Genomic DNA, 19,490 nt, shown 5'->3' with positions numbered 1-19,490 from the left:
TCAGCTTTTCAGGAATTCCGTGAGGGCGGCGACGACGCCGCGATTGGCTTCTTCGGTTCCGACCGTCATCCGCAGCGCGTTGGGAAAACCGTAGCCTGCAACGCGCCGCAGGATATAGCCGCGCGCCGATAGATAGTCGTCGGCCTTCGCCGCCGAGTGCTTTGCCTCATCGGGAAAATGAATCAGGATGAAATTGCCGACGCTGGGCGTGATCCGCAGGCCGAGCTTCGTCAGTTCCTCGGTCAGCCAGGCGAGCCATTGTTCGTTATGCGCCACCGTGCGCTCGACATGCGCGCGGTCGCGCATCGCCGCGACGCCCGCCTCGATGGCGGTCGCGTTGACGTTGAACGGCCCGCGGATGCGGTTCAGCGCATCGATGATATGGGTGGGTGCATACATCCAGCCGATGCGCGCCCCGCCGAGGCCGTGGATCTTGGAGAAGGTGCGCGTCATCACCACGTTCTGCGAGCCCGCCACCAGTTCGACGCCGGCCTCGTAGTCGTTGCGGCGCACATATTCGGCATAGGCGGCGTCGATCACCAAAAGCACGCTCTTCGGCAGGCCGGCATGCAGGCGGCGCACCTCCTCGAACGGCAGGTAGGTGCCGGTGGGGTTGTTGGGATTGGCGAGGAAGACGATCTTCGTCTTCGGCGTCACCGCCGCCAGGATGGCGTCGACATTGGCGCGCTCGTCCGTTTCCTTCACCGGGACCGGCGTCGCCCCGGCGCTCTGCGTGTAGATCCTGTAGACGAGAAAACCGTGCTCGGTGAAGATCGCCTCGTCGCCCGGCGACAGGTAGGCCTGCGACAGCAGCCCCAGCACCTCGTCCGAGCCGTTCGAGCAGATGATGTTGGCCGCATTCAGCCCGTGCACCTCGGCGATCGCCTCGCGCAGCCGCGCGGCCGAGCCGTCGGGGTAGAATTCGAGCCGGCCCGCCACTTCGCGCGCGGCCTCGATCGCCTTGGGCGAGGCCCCGAGCGGGTTCTCGTTGGAGGAAAGCTTGTGCACCTTGGCAACCCCCGCCGCAGCCGCGCTCTTGCCCGGCACATAGGCCTCGATGGCCATGATCCCCGCGCGTGGCGTCGGACGGTCGTTCTGGGGAAGGGTCATGGCGCGAATTCCGTTGAGATGCAGCGGATGCGGCATACAGGCCGTGACCCGGATTGTCGAGAGAACCGTTGACGCAACGGCGCGCCGGTCCTACATAACTGCCGTTCCGTGGTGATTTGGCCGGTCGGCTTGCAGCCACGTTAAAGAAGTTGCTAAAAAGGCCGAGGATGACAAGTTCGCTCATGCCGGCCGCGTTTTCGCCGCCGGCTTTTTTGTTTGGAGCTTGTCCGATGCCGATCAAGATTCCCGATCAGCTTCCCGCCCATGAGGTCCTCGAGCGCGAGGGCGTGTCCGTGATGAACGAGCGCACGGCGCTGCGCCAGGACATCCGGCCGTTGCAAATCGGGCTGCTCAACCTGATGCCGAACAAGATCCGGACGGAAACGCAGTTCGCCCGCCTGTTGGGCGCAACGCCGTTGCAGGTGGAACTGACGCTGGTGCGCGTCGGCAACCACAAGGCCAAGCACACTTCCGAAGAACACCTGATCTCCTTCTACCAGACCTGGGAAGAAGTGCGGGACCGCAAGTTCGACGGCTTCATCGTCACCGGCGCGCCCATCGAGCTCTTGCCGTTCGAGGAAGTGACCTACTGGAAGGAACTCCAGCAGATTTTCGACTGGACGACCACCAACGTCCATTCCTCCTTCTACATCTGCTGGGGGGCGATGGCGGCCGCCTGGCATTTCCACGGCGTGCCCAAGCACACGCTCGAGAAGAAGGCTTTCGGTGTCTTCCGACATCGTAATAACGCGCCGGCGTCACCCTATCTTGCCGGCTTCTCGGACGATTTCGCCATTCCCGTTTCCCGCTGGACGGAGGTGCGCAAAGCCGATCTTCCGCCGGGCGCCGGCCTCGACGTGCTGATGGAATCGGAGGCGACCGGCCCCTGCCTGCTGGCGGAGGCGACCGCCAACCGGCTCTATATCTTCAACCACATCGAATACGATTCCACCTCGCTGAAGGAGGAATACGACCGCGACGTGTCGGCCGGCGTATCGATCGAGGTGCCGCACGGCTACTATCCCGACGACGACCCGTCCAAGCCGCCGCTCAACCGCTGGCGCTCGCACGCCCACCTCCTGTTCGGCAACTGGATCAACCGCGTCTACCAGACCACGCCCTACGACCTGGAAGCGATCGGAAAGAAGCTGGTGACCGCGGCATAGAGCCGGGTGGCGGTGACGTGGGGGGCCCGATGACGGAACCGTTGCCGGACGATAGCTCGACGGCCCGGCATGGCGGCAACCCCGGCGAGGTGTTCGCGGCCTTCCTGAAGCTCGGGCTGACCTCATTCGGCGGGCCGATCGCCCATCTCGGCTATTTCCGCAACGAACTCGTGGTGCGGCGCGGCTGGGTTACGGACCGCTTCTACCTCGACCTGGTGGCGCTGTGCCAGTTCCTGCCCGGCCCGGCGAGCAGCCAGGTCGGCTTCGCCCTCGGCCTGTGGCGGGCGGGGCCGCTCGGCGCGCTGGCTGCCTGGGCCGGCTTCACGCTGCCCTCGGCGCTGCTGCTCGTCGCCTTCGCCGGTGGCATGACCGTGCTCGACGGCCCCGGCATGGCGGGCATTCTGCATGGGCTGAAGCTGGCCGCCGTCGCCGTCGTCGCCCAGGCGGTATGGGGCATGGCGCGCGGCTTCTGCCGCAGTTTTACCACCGTGCTCATCGCCGTCGCCGCCTTCGCCCTGCTCGCGACCGTGCACCTGCCGCTGATGCAACTGGTGGTGATCGCGGGCGGCGCGGCGGCCGGAGCGGTGCTGTTGCGCGGCAGCGGCGAAGCGGGGCCGGTCACGCTCGATTTCGGCATATCCCACCGCACCGGCACCGTCGCGCTGGCGCTGTTCTTCGGCCTGCTGGTGCTGCTGCCGCTGGCACGCAGCCTCTCGGCGGACCATGTCCTGGCGGTGATCGACGCCTTCTACCGGGCAGGAGCGCTGGTGTTCGGCGGCGGCCACGTCGTGCTGCCCTTGCTGGAACGCGAAGTGGTGACGACCGGCTGGATCGGCAGGGAGATGTTCCTTGCCGGCTATGGCGCAGCACAGGCGGTGCCTGGCCCGCTGTTTACCTTCGCCGCTTTCCTGGGGGCCGCGCTGCACCCTGCCCCGAACGGCATTTTCGGCGCGGCGCTGGCGCTGGTGGCGATCTTCCTGCCCGGCCTGCTGTTGCTGGTCGGCGTGCTGCCGTTCTGGGCGCGGCTGAGCGGCGCCGCCAATGTGCGGGCGGCGCTCGCCGGGGCCAACGCCGCCGTCGTCGGCCTTCTCGCCGCGGCGCTTTACGATCCGCTGATCTCCACGACCGTTACCGGGCCGGCCGATGCGCTGGTGGCGCTGGCCGGCGGCCTGCTGCTGGTCGCGTGGAAGGCGCCGCCGCTCGTCATCGTCCTCCTCAGCGCGGCGGCCGGCTTCCTGCTGCCGTAGCTCCCTCGGCCCCTTATCCCGCCTTGACGACCTTCCGGCCGCTGCTTGCCGGCGTCTCGATGGCGCCGGGGCGCACCCTGGCGGGCTTGAGCGCGGGCGCGGCCTTGTCCTTGACGATGGTCAGCGTCCGGCCGAAGAAATCGTTGTCGGGCAGCGCCCGGCCGATATTGAGGATCGCGGTGCCGTCGAGGTGCTTGCGAAACAGCGCCAGCACCCGCTTCAGCGTATCGGTGTCGAGCGTATCCAGCGCATCGTCGATGACGATCCATTTCGGCCGCCCCAACGCCGTCGCGGCCAGCATCAGCAGCCGTTGCTCGTCGCCGGTGAGTTCGTGCTCCCAGCGCGCCTGCCGGTCGAGCGCGGCGGAAAGGCGGCCAAGCCCGACCTCACCCAGCGCATCGCGGATTTCGGCGTCGTCCAGCCCGTCGTTTCCGGCCATCTGGTCGAACACCTCGCGCAACGTGCCGGGCGAGAAATAGGGCGTGCGCGGCACCAGCACCGGCATCTCGCCGGCGGGCAGGCCGATGCGGCCCGTGCCCCACGGCCACAGGCCGGCGATCGCCCGGAAGAACAGCGTCTTGCCGGCTCCGGGGTCGCCGGTGACCTGCACCCGCTCGCCGGCCTTGATCTCGACGCGCGGCTTGGCGAGCCGCGTGCAGCCTTCCGGCGACTTGATCTCCAGAGCGTCGAACGTCATCGTCGCGCTGTCGTTGCGGCCGATTTCGATGCGCTTTTCGCTGCCGTGCAGCACATCGGTCTCCTGGAGCGCCAGGCGGAAGTCGGCGACGCGCATCAGCGTCGCCCGCCAGTCGGCGATGCCGCCGATATTGTTGATGAACCAGCGCAGCGAGGAATGGACCTGGTTGAAGGCGCCGACCGCCATCATCAGTCCGCCGAAGGAGATGTCGCCGGCGAAATAGACCGGCGCGGCGACCAGGATCGGTGCGACGACGGTGATCCAGCCATAGGTGTCGGTGACCCAGGAAAGGTTGATCTGGGTGGTGTAGATGCGCCGGATCACGGAAAGCAGCGTGGAAAGGTCGAGTTCCAGCCGCCGCCGCTCGGCCGCCTCCCCGCGCACCAGCGCGATGGCGTCGATATGCTCGTTCGCCCGCATCATGGAAAAGCGCAGATCCGCCTCGCGGGCATAGTGCTCGCTGTTCTGCTGGATCAGCGGCCGCCCGACCAGCCAGCTCAGCCACGAGGCCGAGCCGGCATAGAGGAAGGCCGCCCACACCATGTAGCCGGGGATGGCGAAGGCCTTGCCGTCGACATGGAAGACGAAGCCCGAGGACAGCGACCACAACACGCCGATGAAGGAGACGAGCAGGATCGTCGCCTGCAGGAGCCCGATGCCGAGGCCCGTGGTGAGGTCGCAAAGGTGGCCCGTGTCCTCCTGCATGCGCTGGTCGGGGTTGACGCCGATGGCGCCGGCCTTGGCGACGAGGAAGGCGCGGTTCGGCCGCATCCACTGGTCGATGAGGTCGAGCGTAAGCGCCTCGCGCAGCCGCAGCCGGATCATCTGGCTGAGCCAGGTCTGGCCGACGTTGAATACCAAAAGCCCGCCCGCGATCTCGGCGAAGACGACGAGTTGGTGCAGGAAATCGGGCAGGTCGCGCCGCTGCAGCGCGTCGTAGAACGGCTGGTTCCAGCGGTTGAGCAGGACCTGCCCCCCGGCCGTCAGTAGGATGACGGCGACGATGGCGGCGCAGTAGAGCAGAAGCGTGCGCCGCACCGGCGAGGCGGCCAGCGCCTGGCGGATGGTCGCAAGCTGGTCGGCGAGCCGGCTTGGCTGGGCTGCGTCCGGCGTCGGCTCGTCGTCGGGATGTTCCAGACCGATTCGATCCATCTTGGATGGCCTTTCTGTTCGCCGCACCGCTTATGAAAATAGGGTGGCGCGGCGAAGAATGCCGCGATCACGCAGGCGGCGGCTCTGCCGCTTGCTTCTGCCGGCGCGCGCCGGTGATCCCCATGCCGGCCACGCCTTGCGGCGAAAGCACCGGCACGAAGACCCGGCGCGACGCGCGCTGGGCGATCGGCACGCCCTGGTAGATGCGCTTTTGCGCCTCGACGATGTGAACGCCCGGAAAGATCGGCCACAGCCGTCGGCCCGCCCGCTCGAGGGCCGCGTGAAAGCGCATCATGAAGCGGCGTTGCGAGGGCGGAAACAGCAGCGCATCCGCCCAGGCGGCCGGCGTGAAGTTCGCCTCGCGCAGCAATTCGCTGAGCTGCCCGCGCGAGAACGGCCGGCCGATGCCGAAGGGCGTATGCTCGAAGCGCGCCCACACGCCGCGCCGGTTCGGCACGACGATGACCACCCGCCCGGCCGGCGACAGCACCCGCCAGATCTCGTTCAGCGTCTCGCGCGGGTTTTCCGCATGTTCCAGCGAATGGACGACCAGCATGCGGTCGATGCTGGCATCGACCAGCGGCAGTTCCTCGTCGAACACCAGCGCCGTGGCGCTGGCCTTGCCCGCCGGCCACACCACCGCGCCCTGCGTCGCCGGCATGAAGGCGAACACGCGCTCGGCATCGGCGCCGAAGCGGTCGAGCCACGGCAGCGTATAGCCGAGCCCGACGAGGCGCTCGTTCGGGATCGCCGTCCACACCGAAGACAGCGCCATCGAGAGCGAATGCTCGGTCAGCCGGCCGAGCGGACTTGCATAGAAAGCGCGGAGATCGACGATATCGGCGTGCATGGAACGTACCCGTACGGAGACGGACGGTAGCCGCGATGCCCGCCGAATTCAACAAAGCCGGCCGGCCCGCCCGTCATGGGGATGACAGGCGTGCCGTGGCATCCTATGTCTGCCGCGTTCACAGGAGATTTTGCAATGGCCATCGAGATCGATCAGTTCATGTGCCGGGAAGACAATTTCGGCGTATTGATCCATGACCCCAAGAGCGGCCTGTCGGCGCTCGTCGACGCGCCGCAGGAAGCCCCCATCCTCGCCGCCATCGAGCGTACCGGCTGGAAGCCGTCGCTGCTTCTCATCACCCACCATCACGCCGACCATGTCGAGGCCAACCTGGCGCTGAAGGAGCGCTTCAACCTCAAGATCGTCGGCCCAGCGCTGGAAAAGGCGAAAATCCCCGGCATCGACGAGACCGTCGAGCAGGACTCCGTCGTCGCGTTCGGCGGCGAGAACGCCGAGGTCATCTTCACCCCCGGCCATACCGCCGGCCATGTTTCCTACCATTTCCCGCAATCGAAAGTGCTGTTTGCCGCCGACACGCTGTTTGCGCTGGGTTGCGGGCGGCTGTTCGAATGCCCCCCGCCGGTCATGTACGACTCGCTGAAGAAGCTCGCCGCGCTGCCACCCGAGACGGCGGTCTATTGCGGCCACGAATACACGCTTTCCAATGCCCGCTTCGCCCTGACCATCGATCCGGGCAACGAGGCGCTGCAGGCGCGGGCAAAGAAGATCGAGGCGCTGCGTGCCGAAGGCAAGCCGACGCTGCCGACCACCATCGGCGAGGAACTGGCGACTAACCCGTTCCTGCGCTGGGCCGACCCGGCGATCCGCAAGAACCTCGGCATGGAAAACGCCTCGGACGCCGAGGTGTTCGCCGAGATCCGCAAGCGCAAGGATAACTTCTAGGCCGGCACCCTTTCGCTCTTGCGCAGGATCAGCGACTTGGCCGCCAGCACAGCCCCGCCGGTGATCAGCACGCAGGCCGCGAGGATACGCAGCGACGGCTGGGCGAACCCGGCCGCGATCAGCACCAGCGTCGACAACAGCGGGGCGGCATAGCTTGCCGCTCCCAGTACCTGGATATTGCCGCGCTTGACGCCGATGTCCCAGGCGTAGAACGCCGCTCCCACCGGCATCAGCCCGAGGCCGAGCACCGCCAGCCATTGCCCGGCATCGGCCGGCCACACCGTCTGTTCCAGCATCAGGTGGCAGGCCAGCGACAGGACCGAGGTGGCGGCGCAAAACCAGGTGACGATGCTGGTCGGCACCGCCGCGAAGCGCCGCGACAACAGCGAATAGGCCGACCACAGCAGCGCGCATACCGCCGCCATCGCATAGCCGAAGGCGTAGCGGGCGTCGAAATCGAGGCTGCCGCCCTTGGTGACGATGAGCACGGTGCCGCATAGGCCGAGCAGCGCGCCGGCGATATGGTGCCAGGCCAGCTTCTCGCCCGGCATCAGCGCCGAGCCGAGCACGATCAGCAGCGGCCACAGATAGGCGATCAGGCTGGCCTCGACTGCCGGCGCGTTGCGCAGGGCGGTGAAATAGAAGAAGTGGTAGCCGAACAGGCCGGCAATGCCGATCAGCCACACGACCGGCGGGATTTTCTCCGCCTTCGGCGCAGCCGGCGCGAACAGCCGCGCGGCAAGGCCGACGCAGGTGCCGATGGCAAAGGTGAGCGCCGAAAGCTGGAAGGGCGGCATGGTTCCGGAAGCATCCGTCAGCAGCGCCAAGAGCGCCCACATCGCCACCGCCGAAAACCCGATCAACGTCGCTCGCGCCATAGCCCCACCCGCCGGCGCGCCAGCGCCTAGTCGACTGCCTCGAAGCGCCGCGCATCGAGCGTGATGGTCCCGATCTGGGTCCCGACCGTCGCGCGGACCGGCGCATATATGCCAGTTTTGCCGAGCGGTGCAAACGTCACGTCGATCCGGCTTTTGTCCTGCAGGAACTTGAGCGCCTTGCGTTTCTTGGAGAAGCCCGAAACCGGCACGAAGCTGAGCCGGCAGGTGACCGTCGGCCCTTCATAGCCCTTCACCGAAATGCTGCCCTTGCTGACCAGGGCGAGCTTGAGGTCGGCCCGCATCTCGCCGTCGTAGAGCTTCACCGTGCGCCCGCATACTTTTTCCATCGTCTCGGCGCGGATGACGGTAGCCGAGATCGGATCGGCTACGCCGGCGAGATCGTTCATGTCGAGCGGCAGCCAGGCGGAACCGCGCCGCTTGGGCTTCGGAACGACCTCGGTGGAGACGACCTTGCCGCCGTCGAAGCGGATGTCGATGAGCGACTTCTTCTTGCCCGACGTGTAGTCGGCGCGGAACTTGCCGGGCTGGATGCCGTCGGCCAGCACCCGGCCGGAAGTCGAGACGCTGCCCTTCGTATCGTCGAATATCTGCGCGAGGCCGGCCGTCGAAACGCTGCCCTGGATCGAGTAGACCTCGTTCTCGTATCGGCTCTTGAACGTGGCCCTGGCCACCGACAGGCCGAGATACGATACCGTGTACTCGCCGTTGAACGACTGCGGCGCCGCCGCCCCGGCAGCGCCCGGCGCCGCGACGGTGAGGAGTGCGGCCAGCACGATGGCGGGAAGGCGGGCAAGGGCATGGCGCATGGGCGTTGTTCCACTGAATCGGTCATGGCCCGGCGCGGCCGGCGCCGCTTCAAGCCATGGGATCGTTGCCTGCCGGTCAATTCCGGCGTTAATGTGAAGGCCCGTCGGCAAGCGGGCGCTTGACGAGACGCCGAATTCCACTTATGGAACGCCCACTTTTCCATAAGGTTGCCCGCTCGACAGGCGCGCTACACGGCGCGGGCTTCGAGCCTTGGGCAGACAAGAACTGAAGGTAGCACGCAATGTCCCGCACCTGCGAACTCACGGCCAAGTCTGTCATGACCGGCAACAATGTGAGCCACGCCAACAACAAGTCCCGGCGCCGGTTCCTGCCGAACCTCGTCAACGTCACGCTGATTTCGGAAGCGCTGAACCAGAACGTGCGCCTGCGCGTTTCGGCGGCGGCCCTGCGCTCGGTCGAGCATCGCGGCGGCCTCGACGCCTTCCTCGTCAAGGCCGACGCCAACGATCTTTCGCAGCGCGCCCGCCTCTTGAAGAAGCAGATCGCCAAGAAGCTGGCCGAGCAGCCTGCCGCCTGATTTCCGGCGGGGGACGACCGCCTGAAGGAGTGCACGGCCTGGCCGGCGCACTTCACTGGTTCCATCACCCAGGATAAAAAAATGTCTTTTCTTTCCCGATACCTGCCGTTCGTGGCGGCCATGACGCTTGTCGTCGTGGCCTCGAACGTGCTCGTGCAGTTTCCCATGCAGGGGTCGATCGCCGGCCTGTCGCTGGCAGATATCCTGACCTGGGGTGCCTTTACCTATCCGTTTTCCTTCCTGGTCACCGATCTCGCCAACCGCCGCTACGGCCCGGCGATCGCGCGCAAGGTGGTTTTCGTCGGCTTCATGACGGCGGTGGTCTGTTCCATCGTCATTCCGCCGCTGCTTTTCCGCTATCACCTGATCGAGTTCGAGACGGCGGCAGACCGGCTGGTGCGCATCGCCGCCGCTTCCGGAACCGCGTTTCTGACCGCGCAGTTGCTCGACGTTACCGTGTTCAACCGCTTGCGCCGCCAGAGCTGGTGGCGGGCGCCGATCTTCGGCACACTGACCGGATCGGTCTTCGATACGATGGTGTTCTTCACCATCGCTTTCTCGGGCGGGTTTGCCTTCGCCGGGCCTAACGACGCCTTCGCGCTGGAATCGGCACCGCTGCTCGGCATCTTCCCCATCGAGTCCATGCGCTGGTTCTCATGGGCGCTCGGCGATCTGTCGCTGAAGCTCCTGATCGCGATCTTCGCACTCATTCCCTACCGGCTGATCGTGGCGCGCTGGACCCGCTCGACCGTCACGGCGTGAGCGCAAGGGCTCGGCCCGTTTCTCCTGCCAGCAGATAAAAACAAACCCGCCGGACAGTGTCTGGCGGGTTCGGAGCCGGGCTAGGCAAGAATGCGCTGTTCGGCTCTGGTTTGGACGTGCGATAGGCGCAGGCCAAACCGGCTACCGGATCGGGACGCGGCATCAGATCGAGGCGCGGGCGACCTTCTCGATATCGGCGCGGTTGATGCCGAGGTCGTCGAGCTGGCGGGTGTTGAGGCGGTTCAGCTCGCGGACGGTTTCGTTGTACAGGCGCCAGTTGCGGAAAGAGCGGATCGGGTTCATGACTTCCTCCATCGGGGTTTGTTCGATCTGTTGACGCTCAGATAATTCTTTCGTGCCCCGAAATAAATGGATGGTTTTGCATGGCGGCAATGCAGATGCTGCAATGCAGCATTAACGACAGGTTAAGGCCGGATTCGGCCTTCCTCCGCGGATGGAACCCGCAGCCGGCGGCTTTCAGCCCACGTCGAGCACGATCTTGCCGATATGCGTGCCTTCCTCCATGCGCTCATGCGCGCGCCAGGCGTCGTTGAGCGGGAAGATCATGTCCATGACCGGGGCCACGCGCCGGCTCGCCAGCAGCGGCCACACCTGGCTTTCCAGCGCAGCGGCGAGCGCGCCCTTGAACTCGGCGGTGCGCGGGCGCAGCGTCGAGCCGGTATAGGTCAGCCGCTTTACCATGATCCGGGAGACGTCGGCGCTGGCGACGGCCCCGCCCTGCGTCGCGATCTGGACGATGCGGCCTTCGACAGCCGCGGCGCTGAGGTTGCGGTCGACATAGCTGCCGCCGACCATGTCGAGGATGACGTTGGCGCCCTTGCCGTCGGTCGCTTCCTTGACCACGGCGACGAAATCCTCCTCCCGGTAGTTGACCGCGCGGGTCGCGCCCAGCTTCAGGCAGGCCTCGCACTTTTCGGCCGACCCGGCGGTCGCGATGACGGTGGCGCCGCGCGCCGAGGCAAGCTGGATGGCGGTGGTGCCGATGCCGGACGTGCCGCCATGCACCAGGAGCACTTCGCCGCTCGCCAGCGCGCCGCGCTCGAACACGTTGTGCCAGACGGTGAAATAGGTCTCCGGCAGCGCCGCCGCCTCCGTATAAGTGAAGCCGGCCGGCAGCGGCAGCGCGTTCGAGGCGTGGACGCTGACATATTCGGCATAGCCGCCGCCGGGCGTGAGCGCGCAGACGCGGTCGCCCACGGTCCAGCGCGCCGCCCCTTCGCCGAGTGCTGCTACCTCGCCGGCGACTTCGAGGCCGGGCAGGTCGGACGCGCCCTTGGGCGGCGGATAGGCACCCTTGCGTTGCATAACGTCGGGCCGGTTGACGCCGGCGGCATGGACCCGGATGAGGATTTCGCCGGGGCCGGGCTGCGGTACCGCGCGGCGTTCGGGCTTCAGCACCATGGGGCCGCCCGGCGCCGAGATCGCCACCACGTTCATCTTCTCCGGAAGTCTTTCACCGTTCGCCATGGTCCGTTCCATTCCTTGTCGCCACGCGCAAAGGCGTGCTCTTTGATCCCCGACGTGGCCCTATGTATGCTGATTGGCAAATCAGGCAAACTGTTCGAACCCGGCAATGAGGAATGATCATGGCGATCTTCGACGACGAGCCCGTAAAAAAGCCGAAACCCCACGAAATCGGACAGGACCTGTCGCTTCTGTCGCAGGACGAACTGGCCGCGCGGATAGAGTTGCTGCGGGCCGAAATCACCCGGCTGGAGGCCGAGCTTCACGCCAAGGGGGCGACGATGTCGGCGGCCGAGGCGCTGTTCCGGCGCGGCTGACCCGGCGCGACGTCCTCCTCGCGCCCGATCCACCAACGACGTTCTTCCCTGAAAGACAAAGACGGACAGCTTGATGCTCGCAACCTACAGGCCGATCCTTTCCCTCCTGCGCGGCACCGCGTTCCTGCTGGCCGCGTCGGGCCTGCACGGCCTGCTTCTGCCCCTGCGCGGGCAGGCGGAAGGCTTCTCCACCACCGCGCTCGGCCTGATGGGCACGGCCTGGGCCGCCGGCTTCGTCACCGGCTGCTTCATCGCGCCGCGCATCGTGCGTCGCGCCGGCCATGTGCGCGCCTTCGGCACCTTTGCCGCCTCGGGGGCCATCGTGGCGCTGCTGACCGGCCTGGTCATCGACGAGGCGGTGTGGATCCTGCTGCGCGCCTGCACCGGCTTCGTCATGGCCGGCGCCTTCATGGTCATCGAAAGCTGGCTCAACGAAAAGGCGACCAATGAAAACCGCGGCACGGTTTTCGGCATGTACATGATGGTGACCTATGCCTCGATCATGGCCGGCCAGATGATCGTCGCCGCCGGCGACGTGCGCTCGGCCTCGCTGTTCATGATCACCGGCATCTTCTTCTGCCTGTCGCTGATCCCGACCGCCGTGTCGAGCGCCTCGCATCCGAAGCCGCTGCAAAGCGTCTCGCTCGACGTCAGGGGCCTTTACGCCAACTCGCCCGTGGCCGCCGTCGCCTGCCTGCTGATCGGCATCGCCAACGGCGCCTGGGGAACGCTGGGCGCGGTCTATGGCGCGCGCATCGGCATCTCGACGCCGCAGATCGCGCTGATGATGTCGCTGGTCGTCATCGCGGGCGCGGCCATGCAGATGCCGGCCGGGCGCATTTCGGACAAGACCGACCGCCGCTATGTGCTCGCCGGTGCCGCCGGCGGAGCCGTGCTTTTCGCCCTCGCGCTGTTTCTGTTCCAGCCGCGCAGCGGCACGTTCGTCATCATCCTGACCGCCGCCTACGGCGCCTTTGCCTACACGCTCTATTCGATCGCCGTCGCCCACGCCAACGACCACGCCGATGCCGCGGACTTCGTCAAGGTTTCGAGCGGGCTGCTGCTGCTCTACGGCTTCGGCACCATGATCGGCCCGCTGCTGGCGGCCTGGCTGATGGACTGGATGCGCCCCGAAAGCCTGTTCCTGGCGACCGCGCTCGCCCATCTTTGCCTGGCCGGCTACACGATGCTGCGCATCGGCCGCCGCGCACCGGTGCCGATCGAGGATCGCGACGCCTTCAAGACGCTCCCGGTGGAGCGTTCGATCACGCCGGAGTCGATCCGGCTCGATCCCCGCGGAAAAGATGAAACCGGCGGTTGAGATTTGGATGCCTTTGTCGCAAAACTAGGCACATGATGCTGTTAGATGCGTTTGCGGCGATCGCTGATCCCAACAGGCGGTACCTTCTGGAGGAACTAAGGCGCGGTCCCAAGACGGTCAATGAACTCGCCGCCGGGCTGCCCGTATCGAGGCCGGCAGTGTCGCAACACCTGAAAGTGCTGCTCGATGCCGGGCTGGTCAGCGTCAGGGCCGAAGGAACCCGCCGCGTCTACACCCTCGTCAATGCCGGTTTCCTCAAGCTCAACCTGTGGCTAGACCAGTTCTGGGAGGGGTGACCCCTCCTTCAAACCCCTCGTCCAATCTCCCTGTAAGGAACCTTCATGACTGCCTTGTCCCTCGATAGTGCCCGGAAGATCATCGACGCAGCCCTCGCCAAGGCTGCCGACCTGAAACTGAAGCCGCTTGGCGTCACAGTGCTCGATGCCGGCGGCCATCTGGTGGCCTTCGAGCGGCAGGACGGCGCCTCGTTCCTGCGCTACCAGATCGGCAGCGGCAAGGCCTTCGGCGCACTGGCGACCGGCGTCGGCTCGCGCGCGGTGGCGAACATGGCGATCGAGCGCCCGCATTTCATGCAGGGCCTGTCGGGCGTCTCGGAAGGACGCGTGGTGCCGGTTCCGGGCGGCGTCCTGGTCCGCGACAGCGCCGGCGCTGTCGTCGGCGCCGTCGGCATTTCGGGCGATACGTCGGACAATGACGAGGCCGCCGCGATCGCCGGCATCGAGGCCGCAGGCTTCACGCCCGACGCTGGCTGAGCCTCGACCAAAAGCAAAAGACCGGCCATTGGCCGGTCTTTGAAGGCATGCGAGCCGAAAAGCCGGATCAGCTTTCCTTGGGCTCCAGCACCTGGCGGCCGCGATACATGCCGGTCTTCAGGTCGATGTGGTGCGGGCGGCGCATTTCGCCGGAATTCTTGTCCTCGACATAGGTCGGGGTCTTCAGCGCGTCGGCCGAACGGCGCATGCCACGCTTGGAGGGGGAGGTTTTTCGCTTCGGTACGGCCATGGAACTGCTCCAGAACTTGTTCCAAAAGCCCCGCATGCCCTCGTGAAAGGGCCTCATGCCGGGGCCGGAATCTGAGAAAGTTGGCTGCCTATACACGGCCTTTGCCGTTTTGACCAGCGTCGCCGCGGCTTTTTTTTAAACCACCGCGCCCAGTGCGCCGGCTTCAGTTCAGGCAGCCGACATAAGCCCCCGATCGCGCCGCCCGTCTTTCGATCAGATTCGCCAGCCGTTTCAGGCCCCTGCCCGGCCGCGCCGGGCTACGCGTCATCGGATTGGGCAGCGCCACCGTCAACAGCGCCGCCTGCCGGCGCGTCAACTGGCTGGCCGAAACGCCGAAATTGGCCTGCGCGGCGGCCTCGACGCCGTAGATGCCCGGCCCCCACTCGGCGATGTTGAGGTAGATTTCCATGATGCGCCGCTTGGACAGGATGGCGTCGAAATAGACGGCGAGCGGCAGTTCGACCACCTTGCGCACGGTGGCGAGCGGGCGCGACCACAGGAACAGGTTCTTCACCGTCTGCATGGTGACGGTGGAGGCGCCGCGCGTCGCCTCGCCCTGCAGGGCGTCATCGACGACGCCCTTCAGTTCCGCAAGGTCGACGCCATGGTGGAAACAGAATTGCCCGTCTTCCGACATGATGACGGAATACGCCATCACCGGAGCCACGTCCTCGATGGAAACCCAGCGGCGATCGTAGCCGGAAAACGTCGCCAGGTCGCGCAGCATCAGCGTGGAGACCGGGTGGACGAAAGGCAGCGCGTAGACGAGCGTGAGCACGACCGGAACGAACGCGAGTACGACGACGGCGACAATGCCGCGCCTCAGCCAACCCTTCACGCCGGTGCGGTTCCAGCGCCTCGCCCGCGCCGCCATTCCGAGCCTTTCGGTTTCGGGATCAATGATCGGTTCCGACACGCCGCCCCGCCTTTGGTACCTCGAACCGGCATAAAGGGGCTTGGCTGCTTGCGCAACGCCCTTGTGTCGGCTACCGGTCCCCGCCATGGGCATCAACGATCAAATCGCGCTGGAGACGGCGCTCGCCGCACGGGCGGTGGCCGTCGAGGCGCAATTGCGGCTTCTGCTCGACGAGCGCGCCCTTTCCGGCGAGATCGGCCGGCCGGCACGGCTGGTCGCGGCCATGCATCACGGCGTGCTGAACGGCGGCAAGCGGCTGCGCCCCTTCCTGGTGATGGAAAGCGCCGCGCTGTTCTCGGCCGACGGCGAAGCGGCGGCGCGCGTGGCGGCCGCGCTCGAATGCGTGCACTGCTACTCGCTCATCCATGACGACCTGCCGGCGATGGACGACGACGACCTGCGCCGGGGCCAGCCCACCGTGCACAAGGCGTTCGACGAGGCGACCGCCATCCTCGCCGGCGACGCGCTCTTGACGCTCGCCTTCGACATCCTCGCCAGCGACGCGACCGCGCTGGCGCCCGAGCGCAGGCTGGCGCTGGTCCAGGCGCTTTCCCGCGCGGCGGGGGTGGGCGGCATGGCCGGCGGCCAGATGCTCGACCTCGACGCGGAACGCAACCCGCCGGACGAAGCGGGCATCGTGCGGCTGCAGGCGATGAAGACCGGCGCCCTGATCCGCTTCGCCTGCGAGGCCGGAGCGATCGTGGCCGGCGCCCCGCCGCAGGACCGCGAGCGGCTGGCCGAGTTCGGCTCGGCCATCGGCCTTGCCTTCCAGCTTGCCGACGACCTGCTCGACCTCACCGCCGATTCCGGCCAGATGGGCAAGCGCACCGGCAAGGACGCTGCCGCCGGCAAGGCGACGCTGGTCGAACTGCACGGCCCGCAATGGGCACGCCGGCAGCTTCATGGCCTCGTCGGCCAGGCGCAGGCGCTGCTTGAACCCTATGGCGCGCGCGCCGCGTTGCTTGCCGCCGCCGCCTCCTTCGTCGCCAACCGCCGCCACTGAGGGCCGGAACGGAATCTTAACGGTAATGGAGCGTAATCCCGGCCGTCCAAGGGGTTGGATGGGGGACAATGCATGCCGGAATACTCGTCGTTTATCCGGTCGATCCGGATTCGCTATCTTTCAGGCCTGCTTGTCCTGACGCTGTCGGTGGCCATCGGCATTGCCCTGCTCAACCGGGCCAGTTCCTATCGCCACGAGGTCGACCTTCTCGGCGCCCACATGATGAAGTTCGCCGGCGATCTCAACGACGCCTCCAACTTCGCCATTTCGACCGACGGCGCGTGGCGCCCCGACAAGCGCGACGAACTGGCCAAGACGGCCAGCAACCACGCCGCGCGCCTGCTCGACGACATCGAAGTGCTGAAGAATGAGCTGGCCGCGATCCGGCCCAAGCTGATCAAGAGCACGCTCGACGAACTGAACCTGGCGTCGGTCAACGGCTATCTGTTGTGGTCGGTGCGCGACATCGTGCGCAACCTCGAGACGATGGCGGCGGCCAAGGGCATCGGCGACATGCATGCCGGCGATATCAGCAGCCGCAACAGCCTGTTCGCCCAGCCGATGCTCAACCGGGCGCGCGGCGCGATCGACAGCGAGCGCCGGCTGGCCGACGCCCACAGCGACCGCCTGCTGGCGATGGGGTCGCTCGGGCTGGCGTTCGCGCTGGCCATCGTCGCCCTGTGGATATTCCGGCCGATGGAGACCGCGATCCGCCGCGCCTTCGCCCAGTCCGCGGAATCCCTGACCAAGGCGGAAGCCGCCGACCGCGCCAAGTCCGAATTCCTGGCCAATATGAGCCACGAGATCCGCACCCCGATGAACGGCGTGCTCGGCATGGCCGAGCTGCTGGCCAAGACCGAACTGTCGGCGCGCCAGAAAACGTTCACCGACGTCATCGTCAAATCCGGCAACGCCCTTCTCACCATCATCAACGATATCCTCGACTTCTCGAAGATCAACGCGGGCCAGTTGACGCTCGACCCGGCGCCGTTCCGGCTCACCGAGGCGGTCGAGGACGTCGCGACGCTGATTTCGGCGCGCGTCGCCGAAAAGAACCTCGAGCTTATCGTGCGCGTCGACCCGACCCTGCCGGCCTTCGTCGTCGGCGATGCCGGCCGCTTCCGCCAGATCATCACCAACCTGCTCGGCAATGCGGTGAAATTCACCGAGAAGGGCCACGTCCTGGTCGATGTCAGCGGCGAAATCGTCGACGGCATCGTGCGGATGAAGGTGAAGATCGAGGACACGGGCATCGGCATTCCGGCCGAGAAGTTGCAGAACGTGTTCGAAAAGTTCGCGCAGGTCGACGGTTCCTCGACCCGCCGCCACGAGGGCACCGGCCTCGGCCTCGCCATCAGCGCCCGGCTGGTCGACCTGATGGGCGGCAAGATCGGGATCGAAAGCGAGATCGGCCGCGGCTCGGCCTTCTGGTTCGGCATCGACCTGCCCGTCCACCATGCGCATGTGGAGGACGACGGCGTGCCGATGGACGTCACCGGCGCCCGCGTGCTGGTGATCGACGACAACCCGGTCAACCGCGAAATCCTGCTCGAACAGCTGCGCAGCTGGGGCTTCGACTGCGCCGCCGCCGAAAGCGGAGCCGTGGGCCTGGCCTTCCTCAACCGGGCCGCCGAACTCGGCGCCTCGGTCGATTGCGTCATCCTCGACTACCAGATGCCCGGCATGAGCGGCGCCGATGTCGCCAAGGCGATCTCGGCCGACAGCCGCCTGTCGGCCATTCCGGTCGTCCTGCTTACCTCCGTCGACCAGGTCGATTTCGGCAAGCTGGTGCTCGACTTCGGCATCGCCGCGCACCTGACCAAGCCGGCGCGCTCGGCCGTGCTGCTCGGCACCGTCATCTCTTCCATCCAGAAGGCGCGCGCCCAGGCCGGCAAGGCGCGCTTCGAGCGCGAACCGGTTCCCGTCAGCCGGCCGGCGAAAACCGTTTCCGCCCCGGCACCGGCCTTCACGGTGATCCGCGCCACGCCGGCCAAGCCGGCGATCGCCCCGGACATGGCGGGCAACCCGATGCCGGTCGATATCCTCATCGCCGAGGACAACGAGATCAACCAGCTCGTCTTCGGGCAGATCCTGAGCGGCCTCGGGCTCAGCTACCGCATTGCCGGCAACGGCCGCACGGTGGTGGAGATGTACCGCACGCTGAAGCCGCGGCTGATCCTGATGGACGTTTCCATGCCCGAGATGAACGGTTTCGAGGCTACCCGCGCCATCCGTGCCGACGAGGCCGCGCGGGGCGCGGCGCACACGCCGATCATCGGCGTGACCGCGCATGCCTTGAAGGGCGACCGCGACAAGTGCATCGAGGCCGGCATGGACGACTACCTGCCGAAGCCCGTGTCGCCCGACCGGCTGGGCAACAAGATCGGCACCTGGCTCAGCGAAACGGCGATCGCCCGCAGCGCCTGACGCGCGAGCCTTGGCTCAGCGGTTGCGCATGACGATGCAGGCGCCGCCGACGCTGCGCAGCTTCCGGCAGATGGCGTCGGCCCCGGCGCGGTCGTCGACGCCGATGCGCACCGCATAGACCCCGCGCCGGCCCATCGGCGTGCGCACGCGGCTCACCACCGGCTCATAGGCGGCAAGCAGCGCGTGGAACCGCCCCTGCACCCGCTGCCATTGCCGGATGGCCGCGGCGCGGCGGAAATTGCCGGCCACCTGCACGCCCCACGGCTTCACATGGATCGTGGCCATCGCGATCGTCTGCGACATGATCGTGCGCAGGTTGCGGCAGGCGACCGAAAACGTCTTTTCCGCGTCGAGCGGCCGAATGGTGCCGGCATGCGCCCGGTCGGTGAAGTTGTCGACCGGCTCGCCCATCACGTCGAGCACATATTCCTCGGTTTCGAGCGGCAGGAAGCCGCCGCTCGACAGCCAGCGCGACACGCGGCTCTCGCCGGCATTGTAGGCGGCGGCGGCAAGGCCGAGATTGCCGAAACCGGCCTTCAACTCGCCGAGATAGCGAGCGGAAGCCGAGATCGCCTGCTCGATGTCGAAGGAATTGGCGAGGCCGCGCATCTTTGCCGTGCCGGGCATGAACTGGGCGATGCCTTCGGCGCCGACCGGGCTGACGGCATTGGGATCGAAGCGGCTTTCCTTCCAGATCAGCCGGGCGAAGAAGGCGGCGGGCAGGCCATTCTGGCGCGCCTGCGCCTCGACGAGGTCGCAGACCCGCCCGACCAGCTTCTGCCGTTCCGACAATGAAGGGCCGGCCGCTGCCGAACCCGCCCACAGCAAGCCGAGGGCGAGCAGCGGGGCCGCAAGCGCCAACCGCAC

General features: G+C 66.8%; 21 protein-coding genes and 1 riboswitch. Of the genes, 11 read left to right on the top strand and 10 right to left on the bottom strand.

The window, feature by feature from the left end:
* Positions 1-1,110 carry a histidinol-phosphate transaminase gene (gene hisC / locus ACFOHJ_RS12595; protein WP_378220888.1) on the bottom strand — a complete coding sequence of 370 codons (1,110 nt, stop codon included), beginning with the start codon at positions 1,108-1,110 and terminating at the stop codon, positions 1-3.
* A gap of 98 nt (positions 1,111-1,208) precedes the next feature.
* Positions 1,209-1,287: riboswitch (SAM riboswitch) on the top strand.
* A gap of 53 nt (positions 1,288-1,340) precedes the next feature.
* Between hisC and metA the strand changes: the two genes are divergently transcribed.
* Both metA and chrA read left to right on the top strand, forming a co-directional pair.
* Positions 1,341-2,276, top strand: a complete 936-nt coding sequence (metA, locus tag ACFOHJ_RS12590) for a homoserine O-acetyltransferase MetA (protein WP_378220886.1) — start codon at positions 1,341-1,343, stop codon at positions 2,274-2,276.
* 29 nt (positions 2,277-2,305) lie between these two features.
* Positions 2,306-3,523 carry a chromate efflux transporter gene (gene chrA, locus ACFOHJ_RS12585; RefSeq protein WP_378220884.1) on the top strand — a complete coding sequence of 406 codons (1,218 nt, stop codon included), beginning with the start codon at positions 2,306-2,308 and terminating at the stop codon, positions 3,521-3,523.
* Between the two features lie 13 nt (positions 3,524-3,536).
* On the opposite strand, the gene ACFOHJ_RS12580 is transcribed toward chrA, so the two are convergent.
* Both ACFOHJ_RS12580 and ACFOHJ_RS12575 read right to left on the bottom strand, forming a co-directional pair.
* Positions 3,537-5,372, bottom strand: a complete 1,836-nt coding sequence (locus tag ACFOHJ_RS12580) for an ABC transporter ATP-binding protein/permease (protein WP_378220882.1) — start codon at positions 5,370-5,372, stop codon at positions 3,537-3,539.
* Between the two features lie 67 nt (positions 5,373-5,439).
* The gene (locus ACFOHJ_RS12575) at positions 5,440-6,222 is read right to left on the bottom strand and encodes a class I SAM-dependent methyltransferase (protein WP_378220880.1); all 783 of its coding nucleotides are present in this window, start codon (positions 6,220-6,222) and stop codon (positions 5,440-5,442) included.
* A 135-nt stretch (positions 6,223-6,357) separates the two neighbouring features.
* On the opposite strand from ACFOHJ_RS12575, the gene gloB reads away from it, so the two are divergent.
* A complete protein-coding gene (gene gloB / locus ACFOHJ_RS12570; protein ID WP_378220879.1) occupies positions 6,358-7,125 on the top strand; it encodes a hydroxyacylglutathione hydrolase in 768 nt (255 codons plus the stop codon).
* Here gloB and yddG read toward each other — a convergent pair.
* Positions 7,122-8,003: an aromatic amino acid exporter YddG gene (gene yddG / locus ACFOHJ_RS12565; protein WP_378220878.1), complete on the bottom strand. Its 882-nt coding sequence runs from the start codon at positions 8,001-8,003 to the stop codon at positions 7,122-7,124. The two genes, gloB and yddG, sit on opposite strands and share 4 nt — an antisense overlap.
* Before the next feature lie 26 nt (positions 8,004-8,029).
* Complete coding sequence (locus ACFOHJ_RS12560) at positions 8,030-8,830, bottom strand: DUF3108 domain-containing protein (RefSeq protein ID WP_378220874.1); 801 nt, start codon at positions 8,828-8,830, stop codon at positions 8,030-8,032.
* A gap of 242 nt (positions 8,831-9,072) precedes the next feature.
* Between ACFOHJ_RS12560 and rpmB the strand changes: the two genes are divergently transcribed.
* Positions 9,073-9,369: a 50S ribosomal protein L28 gene (gene rpmB, locus ACFOHJ_RS12555; RefSeq protein ID WP_378220872.1), complete on the top strand. Its 297-nt coding sequence runs from the start codon at positions 9,073-9,075 to the stop codon at positions 9,367-9,369.
* A gap of 81 nt (positions 9,370-9,450) precedes the next feature.
* Entirely contained in the window at positions 9,451-10,131 is a 681-nt protein-coding gene (locus tag ACFOHJ_RS12550; protein WP_378220871.1) for a queuosine precursor transporter, read from the top strand.
* Between the two features lie 162 nt (positions 10,132-10,293).
* Here ACFOHJ_RS12550 and ACFOHJ_RS12545 read toward each other — a convergent pair whose 3' ends face one another.
* Both ACFOHJ_RS12545 and ACFOHJ_RS12540 read right to left on the bottom strand, forming a co-directional pair.
* Positions 10,294-10,434: a DUF1127 domain-containing protein gene (locus tag ACFOHJ_RS12545; protein WP_378220869.1), complete on the bottom strand. Its 141-nt coding sequence runs from the start codon at positions 10,432-10,434 to the stop codon at positions 10,294-10,296.
* A 174-nt stretch (positions 10,435-10,608) separates the two neighbouring features.
* Positions 10,609-11,589: an NAD(P)H-quinone oxidoreductase gene (locus ACFOHJ_RS12540; RefSeq protein WP_378221562.1), complete on the bottom strand. Its 981-nt coding sequence runs from the start codon at positions 11,587-11,589 to the stop codon at positions 10,609-10,611.
* A 149-nt stretch (positions 11,590-11,738) separates the two neighbouring features.
* On the opposite strand from ACFOHJ_RS12540, the gene ACFOHJ_RS12535 reads away from it, so the two are divergent.
* The 4 genes from ACFOHJ_RS12535 to ACFOHJ_RS12520 all read left to right on the top strand — a co-directional run bounded on the left by ACFOHJ_RS12535 (position 11,739) and on the right by ACFOHJ_RS12520 (position 14,027).
* A complete protein-coding gene (locus tag ACFOHJ_RS12535; RefSeq protein WP_378220867.1) occupies positions 11,739-11,933 on the top strand; it encodes a DUF1192 domain-containing protein in 195 nt (64 codons plus the stop codon).
* 73 nt (positions 11,934-12,006) lie between these two features.
* Entirely contained in the window at positions 12,007-13,254 is a 1,248-nt protein-coding gene (locus ACFOHJ_RS12530) for an MFS transporter (protein WP_378220865.1), read from the top strand.
* A 32-nt stretch (positions 13,255-13,286) separates the two neighbouring features.
* Positions 13,287-13,550, top strand: a complete 264-nt coding sequence (locus tag ACFOHJ_RS12525) for an ArsR/SmtB family transcription factor (protein ID WP_378220863.1) — start codon at positions 13,287-13,289, stop codon at positions 13,548-13,550.
* Between the two features lie 45 nt (positions 13,551-13,595).
* On the top strand, positions 13,596-14,027 hold the full coding sequence (locus tag ACFOHJ_RS12520; RefSeq protein ID WP_378220861.1) for a GlcG/HbpS family heme-binding protein: 432 nt from the start codon (positions 13,596-13,598) through the stop codon (positions 14,025-14,027).
* A gap of 67 nt (positions 14,028-14,094) precedes the next feature.
* Here the strand turns inward: ACFOHJ_RS12520 and rpmF are convergent, their stop codons facing one another.
* On the bottom strand, positions 14,095-14,277 hold the full coding sequence (rpmF, locus tag ACFOHJ_RS12515; protein WP_378220860.1) for a 50S ribosomal protein L32: 183 nt from the start codon (positions 14,275-14,277) through the stop codon (positions 14,095-14,097).
* A gap of 163 nt (positions 14,278-14,440) precedes the next feature.
* A complete protein-coding gene (locus ACFOHJ_RS12510; protein WP_378221560.1) occupies positions 14,441-15,151 on the bottom strand; it encodes a biosynthetic peptidoglycan transglycosylase in 711 nt (236 codons plus the stop codon).
* A gap of 127 nt (positions 15,152-15,278) precedes the next feature.
* On the opposite strand from ACFOHJ_RS12510, the gene ACFOHJ_RS12505 reads away from it, so the two are divergent.
* Positions 15,279-16,196 (top strand): polyprenyl synthetase family protein, encoded by a 918-nt coding sequence (locus tag ACFOHJ_RS12505; RefSeq protein ID WP_378220858.1) that lies wholly within the window; start codon positions 15,279-15,281, stop codon positions 16,194-16,196.
* A gap of 72 nt (positions 16,197-16,268) precedes the next feature.
* Complete coding sequence (locus ACFOHJ_RS12500) at positions 16,269-18,623, top strand: response regulator (protein ID WP_378220856.1); 2,355 nt, start codon at positions 16,269-16,271, stop codon at positions 18,621-18,623.
* Positions 18,624-18,638: 15 nt separating this feature from the next.
* On the opposite strand, the gene ACFOHJ_RS12495 is transcribed toward ACFOHJ_RS12500, so the two are convergent.
* A complete protein-coding gene (locus ACFOHJ_RS12495) occupies positions 18,639-19,490 on the bottom strand; it encodes a transglycosylase SLT domain-containing protein (RefSeq protein ID WP_378220854.1) in 852 nt (283 codons plus the stop codon).

Origin of the sequence: Aquamicrobium soli (genome assembly GCF_042646345.1) — a bacterium.
GTDB classification, from domain to species: domain Bacteria; phylum Pseudomonadota; class Alphaproteobacteria; order Rhizobiales; family Rhizobiaceae; genus Mesorhizobium; species Mesorhizobium soli_A.
Note: the sequence above shows the minus strand (reverse complement) of the source record. Positions and strands in the feature narration are given on the sequence as shown.

Bases quoted from the DNA above. Each gene is read 5' to 3' on its own strand.
- ACFOHJ_RS12545 (WP_378220869.1), bottom strand. From the start codon at position 10,434: ATGAACCCGATCCGCTCTTTCCGCAACTGGCGCCTGTACAACGAAACC.
- ACFOHJ_RS12575 (WP_378220880.1), bottom strand. From the start codon at position 6,222: ATGCACGCCGATATCGTCGATCTCCGCGCTTTCTATGCAAGTCCGCTC.
- ACFOHJ_RS12505 (WP_378220858.1), top strand. From the start codon at position 15,279: ATGGGCATCAACGATCAAATCGCGCTGGAGACGGCGCTCGCCGCACGG.
- metA (WP_378220886.1), top strand. From the start codon at position 1,341: ATGCCGATCAAGATTCCCGATCAGCTTCCCGCCCATGAGGTCCTCGAG.
- ACFOHJ_RS12525 (WP_378220863.1), top strand. From the start codon at position 13,287: ATGATGCTGTTAGATGCGTTTGCGGCGATCGCTGATCCCAACAGGCGG.
- hisC (WP_378220888.1), bottom strand. From the start codon at position 1,110: ATGACCCTTCCCCAGAACGACCGTCCGACGCCACGCGCGGGGATCATG.
- ACFOHJ_RS12560 (WP_378220874.1), bottom strand. From the start codon at position 8,830: ATGCGCCATGCCCTTGCCCGCCTTCCCGCCATCGTGCTGGCCGCACTC.
- ACFOHJ_RS12510 (WP_378221560.1), bottom strand. From the start codon at position 15,151: ATGGCGGCGCGGGCGAGGCGCTGGAACCGCACCGGCGTGAAGGGTTGG.
- ACFOHJ_RS12520 (WP_378220861.1), top strand. From the start codon at position 13,596: ATGACTGCCTTGTCCCTCGATAGTGCCCGGAAGATCATCGACGCAGCC.
- rpmF (WP_378220860.1), bottom strand. From the start codon at position 14,277: ATGGCCGTACCGAAGCGAAAAACCTCCCCCTCCAAGCGTGGCATGCGC.
- chrA (WP_378220884.1), top strand. From the start codon at position 2,306: ATGACGGAACCGTTGCCGGACGATAGCTCGACGGCCCGGCATGGCGGC.
- gloB (WP_378220879.1), top strand. From the start codon at position 6,358: ATGGCCATCGAGATCGATCAGTTCATGTGCCGGGAAGACAATTTCGGC.
- ACFOHJ_RS12500 (WP_378220856.1), top strand. From the start codon at position 16,269: ATGCCGGAATACTCGTCGTTTATCCGGTCGATCCGGATTCGCTATCTT.
- ACFOHJ_RS12540 (WP_378221562.1), bottom strand. From the start codon at position 11,589: ATGAACGTGGTGGCGATCTCGGCGCCGGGCGGCCCCATGGTGCTGAAG.
- ACFOHJ_RS12580 (WP_378220882.1), bottom strand. From the start codon at position 5,372: ATGGATCGAATCGGTCTGGAACATCCCGACGACGAGCCGACGCCGGAC.
- ACFOHJ_RS12535 (WP_378220867.1), top strand. From the start codon at position 11,739: ATGGCGATCTTCGACGACGAGCCCGTAAAAAAGCCGAAACCCCACGAA.
- yddG (WP_378220878.1), bottom strand. From the start codon at position 8,003: ATGGCGCGAGCGACGTTGATCGGGTTTTCGGCGGTGGCGATGTGGGCG.
- rpmB (WP_378220872.1), top strand. From the start codon at position 9,073: ATGTCCCGCACCTGCGAACTCACGGCCAAGTCTGTCATGACCGGCAAC.
- ACFOHJ_RS12550 (WP_378220871.1), top strand. From the start codon at position 9,451: ATGTCTTTTCTTTCCCGATACCTGCCGTTCGTGGCGGCCATGACGCTT.
- ACFOHJ_RS12530 (WP_378220865.1), top strand. From the start codon at position 12,007: ATGCTCGCAACCTACAGGCCGATCCTTTCCCTCCTGCGCGGCACCGCG.